The following is a 19,058-nucleotide window of genomic DNA, read 5'->3' as shown; positions in this document are numbered from 1 at the left end:
CGCGGTCAGTCCCGGCCGGCCCCGAGCAGCCGGTGGGCGCACAGGCCGACGTACAGCTCGGCGGCGTGGACCGGGTCGGCGAAGTCGCGTCCCGTCAGCTCCTGGATCCGGCGCAACCGGTAGAGCACCGTGTTGCGGTGGTAGTGCAGCCTCGCCGCCGCCGCGGTGGTGGACCCGCGCGCGGCAAACCAGGCCTCGAGGGTCGTCAGCAGGCTCTCGCGGTCGCCGGACGGCAGCGCGAGCACCGGCCCGAGTACCTGCCGCGCGACGAGCTGACCCGCATCGGGCTGCCGAATCATCAACAGCGGCACCGGAACCGAGTCGTATCGCGTCGCCGCCGCGCCGTCGAGCACACACCGGCGGGCCTGCCGGGCCTGGTCCACCGCCTCGCCGATGCCGCCCGGCCTGCCGAAGTCCAGGCTCACACCGACACGCCCCGCCCCGAGCCGGCCCAGCGCACGGACGCCCGCGTCGAGCGTGGCCGCCGTCCCGGCCCACAGCAGTCCGATGCGGCCGTCGACCTCGGTGTCCCACACCGAGTCCACGCCGGCCGTGCGCAGCTCGGACTGCAGCGCCTCCGCCGAGGGACACGACGGCGCGTCCTCGACGGACACCACCGCGAAGGCGGCCCGGTCGGGAATCCGGAACGCTCGCACCGCGTCCGCGGCGCCGGCCGGGTTGGCGCCGTGGTCGGCGAACAGCGTCCGGACCAGCAGGCGCCGCGCCTCCGCGTCCTCCCGCGCGCGCACGTCGGCCGCCACCCGGTAGGCATCGGAGGCGGCGTCGGAGTAGACGTCGACCAGAGCCCACACCTGCGCGGCCATGTCCAGCAGCCACCTGCTCGCGCGACCGTCCGAGCGAGCCATCAGCTCCTCCCAGATCAGCCGGCCACCGAGCCGGAAGGCGTGCAGCAGCGCGGCTAAGGACACCCCCTGCTCGGCCTTCATCCGCCCCGCCGCCCGAGCCGACTCCAGCCGGACCGGCGCGGTGCCGTCGAGGTTCGCGAGCATCGACGACAGGTTGTCCCGGCACGCGGACCGCAGCTGCTCCGGCGTCAGCAGTGAGGCGTCGGCGTAGTCCTGCTCGGCCGCCACGATGCGGGCGACGAGCTCGTCGGTGAGTTCGTCCACCGAGGCGCGCATCTCGCAGAGCAGGTCGGCGGGCGTGGGAGGAGCGATGTCGGGGCTGACGACCATCCACCCAGGATAGCCACCCGGAGGTGATCCACGCCACAGCCGTTTGTGCGACGGCACAAACGGCTCGCCCACATCGGCGCCGCTCGCCCATGGCGCACCACCCCTCGATGCGACGAGGATCACAGTAGAAGACCCGGCGGGTCCGGCCCGCGCCTGCCCCGAATCGAACGGAGTTGCCCAATGTCCGATCACGACGCCGCCAGCAGCCACCCTGCCGTCGACGAGGCACTCGCCGACCTCGTCGAGGGAGAGAAGGTCTGGGCGGGCCTGTCCCTGGGCGAACGCCGACGACTGCTCGAGCGGGTCGGCGAGCTCACGGTGCAACACGCGGCCGAATGGGTCGCGGCGGCGGTCGAGATCAAGCGACTCGACCCCGACTCGCCCCTGGTCGGCGAGGAGTGGCTGTCCGGGCCCTACCCGATGGCCACGGCCACGACCGCGCTGTCCGCCAGCCTCGAGAAGCTCGAATCGGGTACCAGCCCGCTCGCCGGGGCGACCTTCGGCACCGCCCCCGGCGGCCGCACCACGGTGCGGGCGCTGCCGATGAACGTCTTCGACAGGCTGCTGCTGAGCGGGTTCAGCGCCGACGTCTGGCTGCAGCCGGGCGTCGATCGTGCGACGGCACAGCGTGAGGCGGGCCTCGCCCAACTCGACCCGACCCGGACGCAGGGCGTCGGGGTGGTCCTGGGCGCCGGCAACATCACGTCCATCGCGCCGCTCGACGCGCTGTACGAACTGTTCGCGCACAACCGCGTCGTCGCCCTCAAGCTCAACCCGATCATGGACCGGATGCTGCCGGTCCTCACCGAGGTGCTCGCGCCGTTCATCGAGATCGGGGCGGTCCGGTTGCTCACCGGCGGCGCGGAGGTCGGCGCGTACCTGACCCGGCACCGCCTGGTCGACCACGTGCACATGACCGGCAGCGCGCTCACCCACGACGCGATCGTCTTCGGCACCGGCGAGGACGGCGCCCGCCGCAAGGCCGCGGGCGAGCCGGTTCTCGACAAGGGGATGACCAGCGAACTGGGTGGGGTGTCGCCGACCATCGTGCTGCCCGGCACCTGGAGCCGCGCGGACATCGAGTTCCAGGCCGAGCACATCGCGACGCAGCGCCTGCACAACGGCGGCTACAACTGCATCGCCTCGCAGGTGGTCGTGCTGTCCTCGCAGTGGCCGCAGCGCGACGAGTTCGTCGCGGCGTTGCGCGCCGCCGTCGACCGCGCCCCGGCCCGGCCCGCCTACTACCCGGGCAGCGACGACCGGGTCGCCGCGGCCGCGCAGACGTACCCGAAGGCCGAACGGCTGGGCGAGCAGGGTGGCCGGGTGCTGGTGTCGGGCCTGCGACCCGACGAGTTCGCCCCGCTGCTGCAGACCGAGTACTTCGGGCCGGTGTTGGGTGTGATCGAACTGCCGCACGAGGGAACGGATTTCGCGACCCGGGCCGCCGAGGTGGTCAACGACCAGTTCGTCGGCACGCTCGGGGTCAACATCATCGCCGAACCCGGCACCATCGACGCGATGGGCGGTCGTTTCGACACGCTGCTCGAATCCCTGCGGTACGGGACCATCGCCGTGAACGCGTGGACCGCGTTCGGATTCCTCACCGCCGCGGCGCCCTGGGGCGCGTTCCCCGGCCACACGCTCGGCGACGTGCAGAGCGGAATCGGCGTCGTCCACAACGCCCTGCTGATCGACCGGCCCGAGCGCACCGTGGTGCGCGGCCCGTTCCGGCCGTCCCCGCGCTCGCTGGTCCACCGGGAGTGGTCGATCTCGCCGAAGCCGCCGTGGTTCCTCACGAACAAGACCGCGGCGGGCACCGGACGGCTGCTGACCGAGTTCGCGGGCAAGCCGTCCTGGACGCGACTGCCCGCGATCTTCGCCTCCGCCCTGCGCGGCTGACACCGACCGCGAGAAGCACGCCCACCCAACTCTTCCCGATGTGGAGATGAACGCATGATCGAAGAATCGTCAACGGCCGACTACGTCATCGTGGGCGCGGGATCGTCCGGCGCCGCACTGGCCGGCCGGCTCAGCGAGAACCCGCGCAACGAGGTGGTCCTGCTCGAGGCCGGCCCGAAGGACAAGGACAAGTTCGTCCACATTCCCGCGGCCTTCTCCAAGCTGTTCCGCAGCGAGCTCGACTGGGACTACCTGACCGAGCCGCAGCCGGGACTCGGCGGCCGCAGCATCTACTGGCCCCGGGGGAAGATGCTCGGCGGATCGTCGTCGATGAACGCCATGATGTGGGTGCGTGGCTTCGCCGCCGACTACGACGAGTGGGCCGAGCTCGCCGACGACTCCTGGTCCTTCGGCAAGGTGGTGGAGTACTTCCGCAGGATCGAGAACGTGGAGGGCGCCGCCACGGAGGACGCCGGCACCACCGGCCCGCTGACAGTCAGCCGGCAACGCTCCCCCCGATCCCTGACCGGCGCCTACCTGGAGGCGGCGCGCGAGACGGGATTCCCGGTGGAGCGGGCGAACACCGCCCAGCCCGAGGGCTTCTCGCAGACGATGGTCACCCAGAGGCGCGGCGCCCGCTGGAGCACGGCCGACGCCTACCTCGTGCCCGCGCGCAAGCGCGCCAACCTGACGGTGCTCACCGAGGCCGCCGCGACCCGGGTGCTGTTCGAGGGATCGGCCGCCGTCGGCGTCGAGTACGTGCGGGCAGGCGTGCGCCGCACGGTCCGCGCCCGCAAGGAGGTGGTGCTCGCCGGCGGCGCGATCAACACCCCGCAGCTGCTGATGCTGTCCGGGATCGGCGACGAGCAGCAGCTGCGTGCCCACGGCATCGCGGTGCAACGCCACCTTCCCGAGGTGGGCCGCAATCTGTCCGATCACCTGGTGTCGATGCTCGGCTATCGCGTCGAATCGGACACGCTCCTCACCGCCGAGAAGCTCCCCGAGCTCGCCAACTACCTGGTCCGGCGCCGCGGGATGCTCACGTCGAACGTCGGTGAGGCCTACGGATTCACCCGCAGCCGTGAGGAACTCGCGCTCCCCGACCTGGAGATGATCTTCGCGCCCGCCCCGTTCTTCGACGAGGGCCTCGTGCCCGCCACCGAGCACGCCGTGATCCTCGGCACGATCCTGCTCAAGCCGGAGAGCCGAGGCGAGATCACGCTCCGATCGGCGGACCACACGGACAAGCCGGTCATCGATCCGCGCTACCTCAGCGACGCTGCGGGCGTGGACCGCCGCGCCATGCTCGAGGGCCTGCGGGTGTGCGATTCCCTCGCCTCCGCCCCTGCACTGAAGTCGCTGCTCGGCGAGCTGGTCCGACCCGCCCTGACCTCCCGGCCGCCGCTGGACGAGGTGCTCGAGGCCGCCCTCGAGCGCACCTCGCACACCCTCTACCACCCCACGGGAACCTGCCGCATGGGCAAGGACGCGGCGAGCGTCGTCGATCCGCAGCTGCGGGTGCGCGGGGTGGACCGGCTGCGCGTGGCGGACGCGTCGATCATGCCGACGATCATCCGCGGGCACACCCACGCGCCCTGCGTGGTGATCGGAGAGAGGGCGGCCGACCTGATCGCGGCGTCGAACTGAGCGAACGGCGGTGCCGCGCTGGGGTTACAGCGCCCTCGCGATGATCCCCTTCATCACCTCGTTGGCGCCGGCGTAGATCCGCTGCACGCGCGCGTCCTCGTACATCCGCGCGATCAGGTACTCGCGCATGTAGCCGTACCCGCCGTGCACCTGCACGCACCGGTCGATCACCTCGCACTGCTTGTCGGTGAGCCAGTACTTGACCATCGCCGCCTCCGACGGGTCCAGCTCGCCGCGCAGGTGCGCCTGGATGCAGTGGTCGAGGAACACCTCGCAGGTGCGTGCGATGGTCTGGCACTCGGCCAGCTCGAACGCCGTGTTCTGGAACTCGAACAGGCTGTGCCCGAACGCCTGCCGCGACTTCGTGTACGCGACCGTGTCGGCCACCGCCCGCTTCATCGCGCCCGACGCCTGGGCCCCGATGATCAGGCGCTCCTGCACGAGCTGCGCCATCAACTGCCCGAAGCCCTGCCCCTCGGCGTCACCGAGCAGGTTCGACACCGGCACCCGCACGTCGGTGAACGAGAGCTCCGAGGTGTCGGCGCCCTGCTGGCCCACCTTGTCCAGTACCCGCCCCACCGCGAAACCGGGGCACTCGCGCAGGTCCACGATCAGCAGCGACACGCCCTTGGCGCCCGCCTTCGGGTCGGTCTTGACGGCGAGCACGATGACGTCGGCGGACGACCCGTTGGTGATGAACGTCTTCGACCCGTTGACCACGTACTCCTCGCCGTCACGGATCGCGGACGTCTTGATCGCCTTGAGGTCCGACCCGGCGCCGGGTTCGGTCATCCCGATGGCACCGAGGATCTCGCCGGTCGCCATGCCCGGCAACCACGTTCGCTTCTGCTCCTCGGAGCCGTACTCGGCGATGTAGTGCGCGACGATGCCGGAGTGCACGGACACCCCGAACGAGAGGTCACCCGCGTAACCCTGGGCCTCGAACACGGCCAGGTCGTGCGCGAACGTGCCGCCACCGCCGCCGTACTCCTCCGGGATCGAGCAGCACAACAGCCCGAGCTCGCCGGCCTTGAGCCACACCTCCCGGTCGATGCGATGCTGGGCGTCCCACTTCTCGTTGTGCGCGACCACCTCCCGCTCGAAGAAGCCGGCGGCGAGCTCGGACACCGCCGCGACCTCGTCGTCGAACCAGCTCGGTACGTGCTTGCTCGCCATGGTCATCCTCTTGTCGTGAACAGGGGTGGTCGGCCCGCACCGCCCGCGATTCGAGAACGCTTGCGGCCGTTGGGGTCAGACGCGCGCGAGCACGCTGACTCGGCGCCGGTCCGACAATATTATAGGACGTCCAAGTATTGGTCCAGATGCCGAGGAGGGGCGAGCGGGCCGCGCCCGCATCGCCCCTCCCCCACCGGCACTCGGGTCAGCGCGGCGCCATGCGAATGGCGCCGTCGAGACGGATGGTCTCGCCGTTGAGCATCGGGTTGGAGACGATGTGCGCGGCGAGGGCGCCGTACTCGGCGGGGTCGCCGAGGCGGCTCGGGTGCGGCACCTGCTGGCCGAGGGAAGCCTGCGCCGCCTCCGGCAGCCCGGCGAGCAGCGGGGTCTTGAACAGGCCCGGCGCGATGGTGACGACGCGGATCAGCAGCGACGCCAGGTCGCGGGCGATCGGCAGGGTCATGCCGACGACGCCACCCTTGGATGCGGAGTAGGCAGCCTGACCGATCTGGCCGTCGAACGCGGCGACGGAGGCGGTGTTGATGATGACGCCGCGCTCGCCGTCGACCGGTTCGGTCTTGGCGATCCGCTCGGCGGCCAGCCGCAGCACGTTGAAGGTGCCGACGAGGTTGATGTTGATGACGCGGTTGAAGTCCGCGAGCGGGAACGCACCGTTCTTGCCGACGGTCTTGATCGCGTTGCCGATGCCGGCGCAGTTCACCGTGACGCGCAGGGGGCCGAGGGACTCGGCGAGATCGAGTGCCGCGACGACGGACGCCTCGTCGGTGACGTCACCCGCCGCGAAACGGACCTGGTCGCCGAGTTCTTTCGCGACGACCTCGCCGTTGGACGACGGCAGGTCGAGGATGACGACGCTGGCGCCCTCGGCGAGCAGGGCCTTGGTCGTGGCCAGGCCGAGGCCGGACGCGCCGCCGGTGACGAGGGCGACGCTGTCGTTGATCTGCATGTCTGAATGCCTTTCGAATGGGGTTGTGGGTCAGAGACGTTCGATGATGGTGGCGTTGGCCATGCCCGCGCCCTCACACATGGTCTGCAGGCCGTAGCGGCCGCCGGTGGTCTCCAGGTGGTTGACCAGCGTGGCGAGCAGTCGGGTGCCGGACGAGCCGAGCGCGTGCCCGAGCGCGATCGCGCCACCGCGCGGGTTGAGCTTGGCCGGATCGGCGTTGAACTCGTGCGCCCAGGCCAGCGGCACCGGCGCGAAGGCCTCGTTGACCTCGTAGGCGTCGATGTCGTCGATGCTCAGGCCGGCCCGGGCGAGCACCTTGCGGGTGGCCGGGATCGGCGCGGTGAGCATGAAGAGCGGGTCGTCGCCGGCGACGGAGAACGAGTGGAAGCGGGCCCGCGGCGTCAGGCCCAGCCTGGTCGCCGCCTCCTCGCTCATGATCAGCACGGCGGAGGCGCCGTCGGTCAGCGGCGAGGAGTTGCCCGGGGTGATCTGCCAGGGCGCCTCCGGGAAGCGGGCCGCGAACGCGTCGGTGCGGAACGAGGGACGCAGACCCGACAGCCCCTCGGCCGTGGTCGACGCGCGCACCGTCTCGTCGACGGTGTGCGCGACGGTCTGCCCGTCGGCGTTCACGACGTCGATCGGCACGATCTCGCGGTCGAAGGCGCCGTTCGCGATCGCGGCGGCGGCCCGCTGATGCGACTGCGCGGAGAAGGCGTCGAGGGTGTCGCGGTCGAGCTTCCACTTCGCGGAGATCAGTTCCGCGGAGATGCCCTGGTGGACCAGGCCCTCCGGGTACCTGGCGGCGATGCCCGGACCGCCGGTGTCCTGGCCCATCGGCGAGGTACCCATCGGGATGCGGCTCATCGACTCCACGCCGCACGCGATCACGATGTCGTACGCGCCGGCGATGACGCCCTGCGCGGCGAAGTGCGCGGCCTGCTGGCTCGAGCCGCACTGCCGGTCGATGGTGGTCGCGGGCACCGAGTCCGGGAAGCCGGCCGAGAGCAGCGCGGTGCGGGAGATGTTGAGCGCCTGCTCGCCGACCTGCTGCACGCAGCCGCCGATCACGTCGTCGACCTGGGCCGGGTCGATGCCGTTGCGTGAGGTGATGGACCGGAGCACGTGCGCGAGCAGCTCCACGGGATGGGTACCGGAGAGGGCCCCACCGGGCTTGCCCTTGCCGGAGGCGAGGCGGACCGCGTCGACGATGACGGCGTTGGTCATGCAATTCCCTTCGATCGGCTTACCTAACGATCGCTAAATTGTGTAACACGGCGGACACCGAGGGGTCAACAGCTCAGCCGGTCCGAGCAGCGATTCCTAGCCGGCTTCGGTTTTCCTGCGGCGCGGCGCCCGAATCGGCCGGACCGTTGCGTTGCAGCCCACGGCCTTCAGTGCGATGGTGACGTACTTGTTCGACACCGACTCCGGCGACAACTTGCCCTCGGCGTGGTACCAGCGCGGAATGGACTGACACATACCCAGGACCGCACGCGTCGTCTCCGCCGCATCGTCCGCCGAGAACACCCCGGCGCGGACGCCGTCCTTGACGATGGCCAGGACCAACTCTTCGATGTTCTTGCGCACCGCGCTGTGATGCTGCCGATTGTCGGCGCTCAGGTACCGGACCTCGCTCTCGAGCGACACCATGCGCGCACGGTTCGTCATCCTCAACACGATGGAGTAGATGACGTTGGCCAGCCGCTGCACGGGATCGTCACCGCCCGCGGCATCGGCGGCGTCGGCCCTGGCGAGCACGTCCCGGGTGCTCAGTTCCAGCAACGCCAGCAGGAGTCCCTCTTTGTTCTCGTGGTGGTAGTAGAGGGCAGGGACCGTCACGCCGACGCGCTTGGCGATGTCGCGCACCGATGCGCCGTGGAAGCCGTTCTCGTAGAACGCGTCGAGCGCTGCCGACAGGATGGGGGTCAGTTCCAGCGGCCGGAGTTCACGCCAGTCCGGCGCCGCGGCCACGGACGCGTCCAACGCTGACGAGGTCATCTGCGCCTACCTATCGATCGCCCTGGTCGCGCCAGCCTACCGCACCCGCAACACCCACCCGCATCGGTTCGCGGGGCCCTGGAGCCGGAGAATCCCCGTCCCGACGGGCGTCACCGAGCCCGGACTCGTTGCAGCGCAGCGGTTTGACGGTCGGGCGGGGCACCTGTTCGCCGCCCGGACGGTCAGAACCCGAGGCTGCCGCTGTCGATGCTGCCGCCACCCTGGCACCCCGGGGTCTCCGGAGTCGGCACCGGGGTGCCGTCAGGAGCCGGGTTGACCGTGACGGTCTCCGACACCGTCTTGCCGTACTGGGTGAGACTGATCGTGTGGGTACCGGCCGTGGTCGGCGTCCACCAGACGCTGAGTCCTGCCGCATCCATGCCCGGGTAGTGGGAGTTGAAGCAGGTTCCGTTGTCGCTGAAGACCACCCGCGCCTGAGGGGTGTCGAACAGTGAGCCGACCACCATCCCACCGATGGCCGCCTGCACGCCCACGACGTATCCGCCGGGCGGCGGGGAGGCATCCAGGGACAACATGCCGTCGGGGGAGGTGACCGCCGACGCGGACGGGACGGACATGCCGACCGCCGCGGCCGCCAACATCAAACCCGATGCACCCCAGCCGATCCGGCGACGGAACGTCCTGCCTGCACCCATCTGAATCTCCTGTTCGAGAGCCCACCGTTCAGTTCGACGAATGCTAGCGGTCGCAGCGGGCGAAACGGGGAGATTCCACTCGTCGGGCTGCCCCGGATCTCCGGGCAGCAGATCGGCGACTCACCCGCTGAGCCGGCTTCCCCGCTTTGCCCGCATCTGCCGATTCCCGTAGTGTCTGGACACGTGTCCACCAAAGCCAAGTTCGAGTCCACCCGCAGGCGACTGTCCGAGCAGCAGGCCGAGACGGTCGACCGACTGACGACGGCGGCGGTAGCGGTGCTGCGCACACACGGTTTCTCGGGTCTGACCGTGCGCCTGGTGGCCACCGAGGCGGGCGTGGCCGCGGCGACCGCGTACACCTACTTCTCATCCAAGAGCCACCTCGTCGCGGAGGTGTTCTGGCGGCGCCTGGACGCGATTCCGCGGGAGGCCCCCGAGGACAGCGACCCCGCCGACCGTGTCTGCACGGTGCTCCGCGAGGTCGCGCTGCTCGTCTCGGACGAGCCGGAACTCGCCGCGGCCGTCACCACCGCCATGATGGGCGACGACCCGGACGTCGAACACCTCCGGATCCGGATCGGGCGGGACATCCGAGCCCGCCTGAACGAGGCGCTCGGCCCCCGGCAGGATCCCGACGTGCTCGAGGCGCTCGAGATCGCCTGGTCGGGGGCGCTCGTTCGTGCGGGCATGGGTTACGAGTCCTACGCGCAGATCGCCGAGCGTCTCGACGTCACCGCCAGGCTGATCATGGCGGGACAGCGCTGAGGGAATCGCCGGGCTCCAGCCCTCGAGCGACCCGACAGCACGGTCAGTCCGATCGCAGGCCCTGCAGCTTCTCGCGCCGTCGTTCGGTCAGCTCCGCTCGCCTCGACTCGAGCGACCGAACGACGGCGCCCCACACCGGCCGGGCCGCCCATCCGAGCACAGGGGCGTGCCGGTCGGGCCTGCCGAGCGCGAACAGGGCGATGGGAATCGCGGGGGTCAGCGCGGTGAGGACGACGCCTGCGTCGAAGGATTTCGAGTCCGCGCCGTCGCCCGCCACGATCGCGAGCATCAGCGCCAGCCCGAGCCACAGCGCCCGGAAGATCCACGGACTCACTCGCAGGCTCCACTGCTCGCGCCGGTGGTACCCGGTCCAGCGCAGGTAGCCGAAGTACCACACGACCGAGGTGACCAGCACCATCCAGATCACCGACGGGATCACGAGCGACCGCCAGCCCTCCCCCGCGCCGAGCACGCCCGTGCCCGTCGCGCTGATCGCGACCGTGATCACGGCGGCCCCCACCGCCGCCACGAGGACGTGTCCGGCGTGGCGCAGCGGCGCCCACCCACGGGCCGGCGCGGCGACCACATGCGCTGCGGTGGAACGGAATCCGAGTGCCCGCTCCAGGCGCGCGTCGACCTGCTCGAGCCTGCCCTCGATCTGGCTCAACGAACGACGTCGCTGGGCCGCGTTCTCACTGCCGATCCCGATCGTCGCGGACAACACGACGCATCCGGCGGCAATCACGCTCACGGCGACCAGCACGCCGACGGACGACCGCGCATGCGGTGTCGACGCCCAGTTCACGAGCGCCAACGCGACGGCCACCGCGGCCGCGCAGAACGTGAACACCCGCAGCGCATTGCTCCAGAACATGGTCGCGACCTGGTCGATCACCGAACTGCGCGGCGCCGGAAAGCTCACCGCGATGTTCACGGTGGCGATGACTGCGAGCAGGGCCACGGCGAACGTCAGGGAGTCGGCGGGAGTGATCAGCCCGGAAACGCCCGATCGCCATTCCAGGACGATCGCCCGAGTCGAGTCCTCGTTCGCGATCTCACCGGGCGGCGTGGCCACCCACACGACCAGCGCGGCGATCCAGAAACCGACGAACGGGATGGTCAGCAGTCCGGACCACAACTGCCTGCGCACCCCGAGGTAGGCGACCTGCACCTCGGCCGCGTCCGGTAGCTCCTGGTCGAGCGGTTCCACGCGCGGAGGTGTCGGGACGGACGCGGTCGGAGTGGGAGTGAGCAGAGGCGCGCGGGCCCCGCCGGGCCCGGTCGCGGACCACCGCCGGGCGAGCGCACCCACGACCACGGCCGTCACGGCCGCCGTCGCCACGGTGCCGACCCGCGGCCGCATCGCCCCAGGCTCGTCTCCCGGCATACCAACCTCCCGTGCCCGTCACCTCCGGCAATCGTCGCGGATCACACGCGGCCCCGCAGTCCGGACGGGCAGACGCGCGGCGCACCGGTCACGGTCGGCGGCGCAGGTACGACTCCGTGAGCAGGCTGAACACCGTCCGGCCCTGCGCGTCCACCAGCTCACCGGTCGTGGTCACCAGGCCGCGGCCGCGATCGTCCAGTTCGACGCTGTCGAGAACCATCAGCCCGGTCAGCACGTCGCCGGGACGAACGGGCCGCAGGAACCGGACGTCGCGCAGCCCGCGGCCACCGATCACGCTCCAGTGCCGGTAGGCGCCGAGCACCGACAGTCGCTGGAACACTGCCAGGGTGTGCATGCCGCTGGCGATCAGACCGCCGAAGTAGCCCTGCTCGGCCGCGGCACTGTCGGTGTGGAAGTCCTGCGGGTCCCACGCGGTCGCGAAGTCCACCAGCTCGGCCTCGGTGACCGTATGGGAGCCCAAATCGATCACGTCACCGACCGTCAGGTCCTCGGCGTACTTCACCTCGTCCATGCCTCGATACTGCCAGGCTCCCGTTCCGCGCGAACAGGGCTGGCAGAGCTAGGCGCTCGCGCCCGACCTGCTCGCCTCGACGACCTCACCGATCCACGGCAGGACGGCCGAGCGCACGTCGACCGTGCGCGCCAGCAAACCGTTGGCGGCCAACAGGTCCGCGGTGTGCTGCTGCTCGTCGAGGAACGACTCGCCGACGGGGTCGACTCCCCACGGCCGGCCTCGCAGCGCGTTCTCCCACTGGTCCAGGTCGGCCTTCCCGCCGCGGGCGAGCGTGTCGTCGACGAAGTACTGCGCGGCCTCCCGAGGGTTCGCATCGACCCACGCGTCGGATTCCTGCAGCGCGGCGACGACCGCCTCGATGGCCTCGCGGTTGGTCTCGGCGAACTCCCGGCTGGTGAACCACAACGACGGGTGGCTGAACAGCGACTCGGTGTCGACGAGGGTGCGCACGTCGTGGTCGGTCTCGAGCGCGTAGAGTCCGGGGTACGAGCCGACCCAGGCGTCGAGCTCGCCCGCGAGCAGCGCCGCGCCGCCCTCGCGCACGCCGGTGTCGATCGGCTCGACGTCCGCCCAGGTCAGTCCGACCTGGTCCAGGGCGATCAGCAGCAGGCTGGTCTGCCAGGAGCCGTGCGCGATGCCGACCCGCCTGCCCTTCAGGTCCGCGACGGTCTCGATGCCTGAGTCGGCGAGAGCCACCAGACGACCGTTCTCGATGCGCGGACCCGAGACGCCGAGGTAGACCACGTCGTGGCCCTCGGCGAGCGCGGTGATCGGCGGGGTGAAGCCGGTGCCGATGACGTCGTAGCCGCCGTCGGTGAACAGCCAGTCGGAGTGGAAGCTCGGCAGCGCGGCCGTCACGTCCACCGGTTCGGCCTCCGGAAGTGCGCGCAGGTCGACCCATTCCACGTCGGGGAGGGCTCGCTCGAGGATGCCGCGGTGGCGCAGCACGAACAGCGAGTTGTTGTGCGGGAAGTAGCCGATGCGAATGCTCATTGTCGGGAGTCTCCTTCGAAAGTTGTCGGGTGGAGGCGCTACGCGCCCGTGCGCGGTTGGCGAGTGCAGGGACTCGTCTACCGCGCACGGGTGGCGGAGCCGCCTAGACCAGGCCGCGCTCGCGGGCCCGCTCGAGCAGGCCGCTGCGGCCCCACTGGGCGACGAGGTTGGTCGGGTCGAATTCGACGGTGCCGCCGACGGACTCACCGATCGCCTGGTATTGGGCACCCTCCTCGAGCAGCACGACGAACTTGGCCAGCTCGAGCAGTCCGTGGCGGCCGATGACGTTCACGCCGCCGTTGGCCTCGAAGATCGCGACCAGGTCGGGATCGCGCTGCAGCTCGCCGAGGATGAACTCGCCCGCGCCGATGCTGCGATCGATGTGCGGCGGGATCGAGCGGGACAGCGTGAGCCGCTGCGAGGCCGCGTACCGGATCGGCAGCGACTGGTGGGTCTGCGCGAACCCGCCCAGCCACGGGGTGTGCACGTGCACCACCGAGGTGATCTCGGGGTGGCGGCGGAACAGGTCGGCGTAGGCGGTGACGAAGCCCGCCGAGCCGGTGCCGGCGAGCACCTCGCCGTCGAAGGTCGCGACCACGGGCCGCGCGATCGGGTCGTCGGCCCACGGGCCGGGCTCGTTGAGTGCGACGGCGATCTCCTCGCCGGGCACCCGCTCGACGAAGTTGACGGTGCCGTTCGCGGAGACCGTGCCGGTCTCCCGGAACACCCGGAACGCCTTCTGTGCGTCCAGGGCGGTGGCGTCGACGAAGGCGGAAATGGTCTCGCTGATACGGGATTCGGTGGTGGTCATGGTGTCTCTCCTGGTGATGTCGAATGTGGGTCAGGGAACGAGGAGCCGTGCGCGGTTGTCGAGTCCCTGGACCCGGGAAGCGCGCACGGGCGGCGGAGCCGCCTGGAGTAGGGGGAGGACCTCCTCGCCGACGCGGTAGGCCTCCTCGAGGTGCGGGTTGCCGGCGAGGATGAAGGAGTCGACGCCGAGCGCGCGCAGCTCGTCGAGGCGCTGCGCGACCTGCTCGTAGCTGCCGACCAGCCCGAAGGCCGGACCGCCGCGGATCAGGCTGAATCCGCACCACACGTTCGGCTGGACCTCGAGGTCGCGGTAGCCGGTGATGGTCTCGGGCACCCAGCCCGCGATCCGCGCGGCGCCGACGGAGTCGCCCTGGGCGGCGCGGTTGGCGGCCTCGCGGTCCACGAACGCCCAGCCCTTCTCGATCTCCGCCCAGGCCGCCTCCTCGGTGTGCCGGGCGACGACGTCGATGCGGACCGCGAATTTCGGTGTCCGCCCCAGCTTCTCGGCGTGCGCGCGGACGCCGTCGAACTTCGCCCGCAGGTCCGCGAACGGCTCGAGCCAGGACAGGTAGTAGTCGCTGTGCAGCCCGGCCGCGTTCACCGCGGCGGCCGACGAGCCGGAGAAGTACACCTCCGGGAACGGCTGACCGGCCAGTCCGGGCGGCAGCGCGGCCCCGTCGGTCCGGAAGAACCGGCCGTCGTGGTCGTACGGGTCGCCGTCCCACACCCCGCGCAGCACGTCCAGGAACTCGCTGGTGCGCGCGTAGCGGTCGTCGTGGTCGACCTTGTCGCCCCACCACAGCTGCGCCGGTCCCCCGCCGCCGCTGATGATGTTGTAGACCAGCCGGCCGCCGGTGGCCCGCTGCAGGCTCGCCGACATCCGGGCGGCCTGCACGGGATGCAGGAAGCCGGGCTGGAAGGCCACCATGAACCGGTAGGTGCTGGTCTCGCGGGCCAGTGCCGACGCGAGCGCCCACGGGTCCTCGGTGACCGGGAACGAGGGCAGCAGACCACCGACGAACCCCGCCGACTCCGACGCCCGCACCACCGCCGCGACGTGGTCGACGTAGCTGTAGCCGTCGAGTTCGCCGCCGCGGATCGCGGGGGCGATGTTGCCGGGGCCGTAGCCGTTCGCGTTGCCGCGGTTGTAGCGACGGGGCGTGCGCAGCGACGCGTGGTCGCCCTCCATCCCGACGCGCCAGTAGAAGTCGATGCTCATGCGGTGGCCTCCTGACCGTGACGGGGCGCGTGGCCGAGGGTGCGGCCGGCGGGGTCGACGAGGTGCAGCAGGTGCTCGCCGGCGCGGTGCGCCTCCTCGATGTGCGGGTGGCCGGACAGCACGACGGTCTCGATGCCGGCCTCGATGTAGCCCGAGAGCTGCCCCGCCACCTGCTCGTAGCTGCCGACCAGGCCGATCGGCTGGTCGTAGCCGATCTCGGCGAAGCCGGCCCAGCGGCCGTCGCCGAGGTCGAGGGAGCGCGCGCCGACGCCGCCGGAGTGCACCTCCTGCCACTGCCGCTGCGCCCGCGCCCAGGCCTCGTCCTCGCTCTCGCGGGCGATGATCGGCAGTTCCAGCCCGGCCCGGACGGTGCGGCCGGCCGCGGCCGCGCGCCGACGCAGCGAGTCGATCGACGCCGCGACACCGTCGACCGTCTCGGTGAACACGTGCACGTCCGCGTGTCGCGCCGACAGGTCCAGCGCCTCCTCCGAGGATCCGGAGAGGTGGACGGTCGGGAACGGCAACCCGGACAGGATGCCGCGGAATCCGCCGTCGATGACGTCGAAGTACTCCCCCGCGAACTGGAAGTCGGTGCCGGCGAACCCCGCCCCGGCGACCGGCGCCTCGTTCCAGACGCCGCGGGCGACCGACAGGAACTCCGCCGCGCGGGCGTAGCGGTCGACCCCGGTGACGCGGTCGCCGCGTGAGCGGGCGTCGGCCTCGTCGGCCTCGACGTGCAGTCGCCACGACAACCGGCCGGCCGAGAGTCGCTGCAGCGTCGCGGACACCTTCGCCGCGTACACCGGGGTGCCGAACGCGGGATGGAACTCCACGATCACCCCGGCGTGCCGGGTCTCCCGCAGCGCGCCGCCCGCCACGATCCAGGACTCCTCGCCGAGCGGGTCGTAGGGCGCGAGCACCCCGTCGAGCCCGGACAGTTCGGCGGCGAGCACCACCTGCGACAACTCGTCGAACGGCCCGAAGTTGCCGGGCCGCAGGTCCGTTGCCGGGGTGGGCACCCGCGGGCCGCCGAAGCCGCCGCGGTTGCGCGCACCCGGCGCCGCGTGCCTGCCGTCACCGCGGGAGGGCAGCCGCCAGACGAACTCGGTCATGACGCGCCCCCGTTCTTCGCCACCAGTTCCCGCGCCCGCTCGAGCGGCTCGCGGGCCACCCACGACTCCAGGTCGAAGTCCGCGGCGAGGAAGCCGTGCGTGTAGAGGAACTGCTTCTGGATCCCGATCAGCTCGACCCGCTCGTCCGACAGCGACGGGTGCAGGTCCTTGTGGAAGTCCGCGCCGTAGGCGGCGACGACACCGTCGGGACCGGACAGGGTCTCCCGCTGCAGCACCTCGCGCACCTGGTCGAGATTTCCCGCCGCCCAGTCCGCCGCGCGCAGGGACTGCGCGAGGAAGTTCACGACCAGGTCCGGCCGCGACTCGAGCAGGTCCGCGTGCACGGTGATCGGACGCGGGGTGCCGTTGTTGACCCGCAACCGCTTGGCGTCGGTGGCGTCCAGGTCCACCGCGACCCGCAGGCCGTGCTCGCGGGCCACCTCCTGGGCGCGGGCGCCCTTGACGTAGATCGCGTCCACCTCGCCGCGCAGCAACTCGTCCACGCCCCAGGTCGTGACGCGCGGGTTGTCGCGAACGGCGTTGCGCACCTGCGGGTTCCGCTCGACCTCGACCTCGACCGCGGTGACGTCGGCGAGGGTGAGCCCGCCGAGGCGCAGCGCGGCGGCGAAGCCGTGCAGGGCCATGGCGCGCGGGAAGCTGCGCGCCTGGTCCTGTGCCCAGGCGGGGACGCCGATCCGCAGGCCCGCCAGGTCGGCGGCGCCGGCGACCGCGCTGTCGGGTCCGACGAGGATGGCCTGCGCCTCGTCGATCCAGGTCAGCCCGATCAGCCGGGTCGGCGAACCCTGGGCCCGGGCCGCGATCGCGGGCACGTTGCCGCCCTCGCGGACGAGGCCGAGCAGCTGGTGGTCGAAGTGGCGCACGGCCAGCTCGGGGCCGGCGTCCTGCAGCACGCCGAGGCTGACGCCCGCACCCTCGGCTGCCTCGCCGAGCCAGCCGAGGCTGAGGGCGAGGCCGCTCGCGGTGGGCACCGGGCAGCGGGTGTACCAGAGGGTGTCGAGTGCGGTCTCGGACGTGACAGTCATCGGGACTCCTGGGTGGTTGTGGAAGAACTGGTTCGGCCGACGCCGAGTTCGGCGAGGAAGGCAGCGCGGTAGCGCAGTGAGGCGGGATCGGTCCGGTCGCGGGGACGGGCCAGGTCGATGTCCACGTCGACGGCGAAGCGGCCCTCGTTGAGGATCAGCACCCGGTCGGCCAGCCGCACCGCCTCGTCGACGTCGTGGGTGACCAGCAGCACCGCGGGGCGGTGCCGGGCCACCAGGTCGCCGACCAGGTCCTGCATCTGCAGGCGGGTCAGCGCGTCGAGCGCGGCGAACGGCTCGTCGAGCAGCAGCAGTTCCGGCTCGCGGACCAGCGCCCTGGCCAACGCGACGCGCTGTGCCTCGCCGCCGGACAGGGTGGCCGGCCACTGCCGGGCCTTGGCCTCGAGGTTCACCTCCGCCAACGCCTCCGCGGCACGGGCCTTGGTCTCCGCGGTGCGCCGCTGCCCGACCGTCACGTTGGCGAGCACCCGCTTGGACGGGATCAGCCGCGGCTCCTGGTAGACCGTCGTCCGCTGACCGGGCACCAGAACCGTTCCGGCGTCGGCCTTCTCGAGCCCGGTGAGCAGTCGCAGCAGCGTCGTCTTGCCGGTGCCGCTCGGCCCGAGCAGCACCACGAACTCGCCTCGGTGGATTTCGAGGTCCACCCCGTCGAGCACCGTCTTGTCGCCGAAGGACTTGCGCAGTCCCGTGATCGAGACGGCGACCGGCTCCCCGGCGCGACGGGCGCTGGCGGTCGTCGCGGTCCGCTCCCGGCTGTCCAGGGGCGGCAGCGGGGCGCTCACCGGACCGCCGCCTGCGCCCGCCAGGGCATCGCGAACTTCTCGATGATCCGCACGACGCCGTCGAAGATCAGGCCGAGCACCGCGTAGAGCACCACGCACAGCACCATGTAGTCGGTACGGTTGTACTCCTGCGCGAGGGTGACGAGGTATCCGATGCCCTCGCGGGTGCCGACCTGTTCGGCCGCGATCAGTCCGGTGATGGAGATCGAGAGGCAGATCCGCAGCGCCATCAGCACGCCCGGCAGCGCCGCGGGCAGGATCGCCCCGAACACCAGGCGCCAGCCCCGGAGGCCGAAACTCTGTGCGGCCTCGACCATCTTGCGGTCCACGTTGCGCACGCCGAGGTAGGTGTACGCGTACATCGGGCCGACGGTGGCGACCGTGATGAGCAGCACCTTGAAGGTCTCGTCGATGCCGAACCAGGCGATGAACAGCGGCACCAGCGCGAGGAACGGGATGGCCCGGTTGATCTGCATGGTCGAGTCGATGAGTTCCTCACCGAGGCTGGACAGTCCGGAGAGCACACCGAGGAGCAGTCCGATCAGCACGCCGAACAGCACCCCGAGCGCCGCCCGCTTGAACGAGGCGATGGAGAAGTCGACGAGCTGCCCGGTCTGGTACAGCTCGGCGAACGCACTCCACACCTTCGGCGGTCCGGCGAGGATCTCCTCGGGGATCAGTCCGGTGGCCGAGCCGATCCACCACGCCGCGACGATCAGCGCCGGCACCAGGAACCGCAGCGGCACCGAGACCCAGCGCGGCCGACGACGGCCCGCCCGGTAGCGCGGCTCCTCGAGCTCGAGGGTCTCGGTTCCGGCGGAGCGGGTGTCCCGCCTCCGGGGCGGGGCCAGCAGG

General features: G+C 71.2%; 18 protein-coding genes. 3 read left to right on the top strand and 15 right to left on the bottom strand.

Annotation, left to right across the window (positions count from 1 at the left end; translation table 11 throughout):
• Positions 1-5 precede the first annotated feature (5 nt).
• The gene (locus ACFVH2_RS19100) at positions 6-1,196 is read right to left on the bottom strand and encodes a PucR family transcriptional regulator (protein ID WP_378428361.1); all 1,191 of its coding nucleotides are present in this window, start codon (positions 1,194-1,196) and stop codon (positions 6-8) included.
• 180 nt (positions 1,197-1,376) lie between these two features.
• On the opposite strand from ACFVH2_RS19100, the gene ACFVH2_RS19095 reads away from it, so the two are divergent.
• Positions 1,377-3,095, top strand: coding sequence for an aldehyde dehydrogenase family protein (locus ACFVH2_RS19095; protein ID WP_378428363.1), 1,719 nt, complete (start codon positions 1,377-1,379; stop codon positions 3,093-3,095).
• Positions 3,096-3,149: 54 nt separating this feature from the next.
• On the top strand, positions 3,150-4,742 hold the full coding sequence (locus tag ACFVH2_RS19090) for a GMC family oxidoreductase (RefSeq protein ID WP_378428365.1): 1,593 nt from the start codon (positions 3,150-3,152) through the stop codon (positions 4,740-4,742).
• 24 nt (positions 4,743-4,766) lie between these two features.
• Here ACFVH2_RS19090 and ACFVH2_RS19085 read toward each other — a convergent pair whose 3' ends face one another.
• The 5 genes from ACFVH2_RS19085 to ACFVH2_RS19065 form a co-directional block, all read right to left on the bottom strand.
• A complete protein-coding gene (locus tag ACFVH2_RS19085; RefSeq protein WP_378428367.1) occupies positions 4,767-5,918 on the bottom strand; it encodes an acyl-CoA dehydrogenase family protein in 1,152 nt (383 codons plus the stop codon).
• A 205-nt stretch (positions 5,919-6,123) separates the two neighbouring features.
• Entirely contained in the window at positions 6,124-6,885 is a 762-nt protein-coding gene (locus ACFVH2_RS19080) for a 3-hydroxyacyl-CoA dehydrogenase (RefSeq protein ID WP_378428369.1), read from the bottom strand.
• A gap of 30 nt (positions 6,886-6,915) precedes the next feature.
• Positions 6,916-8,109 (bottom strand): thiolase family protein, encoded by a 1,194-nt coding sequence (locus ACFVH2_RS19075; protein ID WP_378428370.1) that lies wholly within the window; start codon positions 8,107-8,109, stop codon positions 6,916-6,918.
• Between the two features lie 96 nt (positions 8,110-8,205).
• Positions 8,206-8,883: a TetR/AcrR family transcriptional regulator gene (locus tag ACFVH2_RS19070; RefSeq protein ID WP_378428372.1), complete on the bottom strand. Its 678-nt coding sequence runs from the start codon at positions 8,881-8,883 to the stop codon at positions 8,206-8,208.
• 182 nt (positions 8,884-9,065) lie between these two features.
• Entirely contained in the window at positions 9,066-9,539 is a 474-nt protein-coding gene (locus tag ACFVH2_RS19065; protein ID WP_378428374.1) for a hypothetical protein, read from the bottom strand.
• Positions 9,540-9,722: 183 nt separating this feature from the next.
• Between ACFVH2_RS19065 and ACFVH2_RS19060 the strand changes: the two genes are divergently transcribed.
• Positions 9,723-10,304, top strand: a complete 582-nt coding sequence (locus ACFVH2_RS19060; protein ID WP_378428376.1) for a TetR/AcrR family transcriptional regulator — start codon at positions 9,723-9,725, stop codon at positions 10,302-10,304.
• Between the two features lie 43 nt (positions 10,305-10,347).
• On the opposite strand, the gene ACFVH2_RS19055 is transcribed toward ACFVH2_RS19060, so the two are convergent.
• The 9 genes from ACFVH2_RS19055 to ACFVH2_RS19015 form a co-directional block, all read right to left on the bottom strand.
• Positions 10,348-11,667 (bottom strand): hypothetical protein, encoded by a 1,320-nt coding sequence (locus tag ACFVH2_RS19055; protein ID WP_378428378.1) that lies wholly within the window; start codon positions 11,665-11,667, stop codon positions 10,348-10,350.
• A gap of 112 nt (positions 11,668-11,779) precedes the next feature.
• Complete coding sequence (locus ACFVH2_RS19050; RefSeq protein WP_378428380.1) at positions 11,780-12,223, bottom strand: MaoC/PaaZ C-terminal domain-containing protein; 444 nt, start codon at positions 12,221-12,223, stop codon at positions 11,780-11,782.
• 48 nt (positions 12,224-12,271) lie between these two features.
• Positions 12,272-13,219 (bottom strand): ABC transporter substrate-binding protein, encoded by a 948-nt coding sequence (locus tag ACFVH2_RS19045; RefSeq protein ID WP_378428382.1) that lies wholly within the window; start codon positions 13,217-13,219, stop codon positions 12,272-12,274.
• 103 nt (positions 13,220-13,322) lie between these two features.
• Positions 13,323-14,030 carry a class II aldolase/adducin family protein gene (locus tag ACFVH2_RS19040; RefSeq protein ID WP_378428384.1) on the bottom strand — a complete coding sequence of 236 codons (708 nt, stop codon included), beginning with the start codon at positions 14,028-14,030 and terminating at the stop codon, positions 13,323-13,325.
• A gap of 30 nt (positions 14,031-14,060) precedes the next feature.
• Entirely contained in the window at positions 14,061-15,248 is a 1,188-nt protein-coding gene (locus tag ACFVH2_RS19035) for an LLM class flavin-dependent oxidoreductase (protein ID WP_378428386.1), read from the bottom strand.
• Positions 15,245-16,360 carry an LLM class flavin-dependent oxidoreductase gene (locus ACFVH2_RS19030; RefSeq protein ID WP_378428388.1) on the bottom strand — a complete coding sequence of 372 codons (1,116 nt, stop codon included), beginning with the start codon at positions 16,358-16,360 and terminating at the stop codon, positions 15,245-15,247. The genes ACFVH2_RS19035 and ACFVH2_RS19030 overlap by 4 nt, the downstream gene beginning before the upstream one ends.
• The gene (locus ACFVH2_RS19025) at positions 16,357-17,403 is read right to left on the bottom strand and encodes an ABC transporter substrate-binding protein (RefSeq protein WP_378428390.1); all 1,047 of its coding nucleotides are present in this window, start codon (positions 17,401-17,403) and stop codon (positions 16,357-16,359) included. The genes ACFVH2_RS19030 and ACFVH2_RS19025 overlap by 4 nt, the downstream gene beginning before the upstream one ends.
• A complete protein-coding gene (locus tag ACFVH2_RS19020) occupies positions 17,400-18,227 on the bottom strand; it encodes an ABC transporter ATP-binding protein (protein WP_378428401.1) in 828 nt (275 codons plus the stop codon). The genes ACFVH2_RS19025 and ACFVH2_RS19020 overlap by 4 nt, the downstream gene beginning before the upstream one ends.
• Positions 18,200-19,057, bottom strand: a complete 858-nt coding sequence (locus ACFVH2_RS19015) for an ABC transporter permease (RefSeq protein ID WP_378428403.1) — start codon at positions 19,055-19,057, stop codon at positions 18,200-18,202. Before ACFVH2_RS19015 ends, ACFVH2_RS19020 begins: the two co-directional genes overlap by 28 nt.
• Position 19,058 lies beyond the last annotated feature (1 nt).

Origin of the sequence: Rhodococcus sp. NPDC127527, assembly GCF_042672245.1 — a bacterium.
Taxonomy (GTDB): Bacteria; Actinomycetota; Actinomycetes; order Mycobacteriales; family Mycobacteriaceae; genus Rhodococcus_G.
This window is presented reverse-complemented; position numbering and strand designations above follow the sequence as displayed.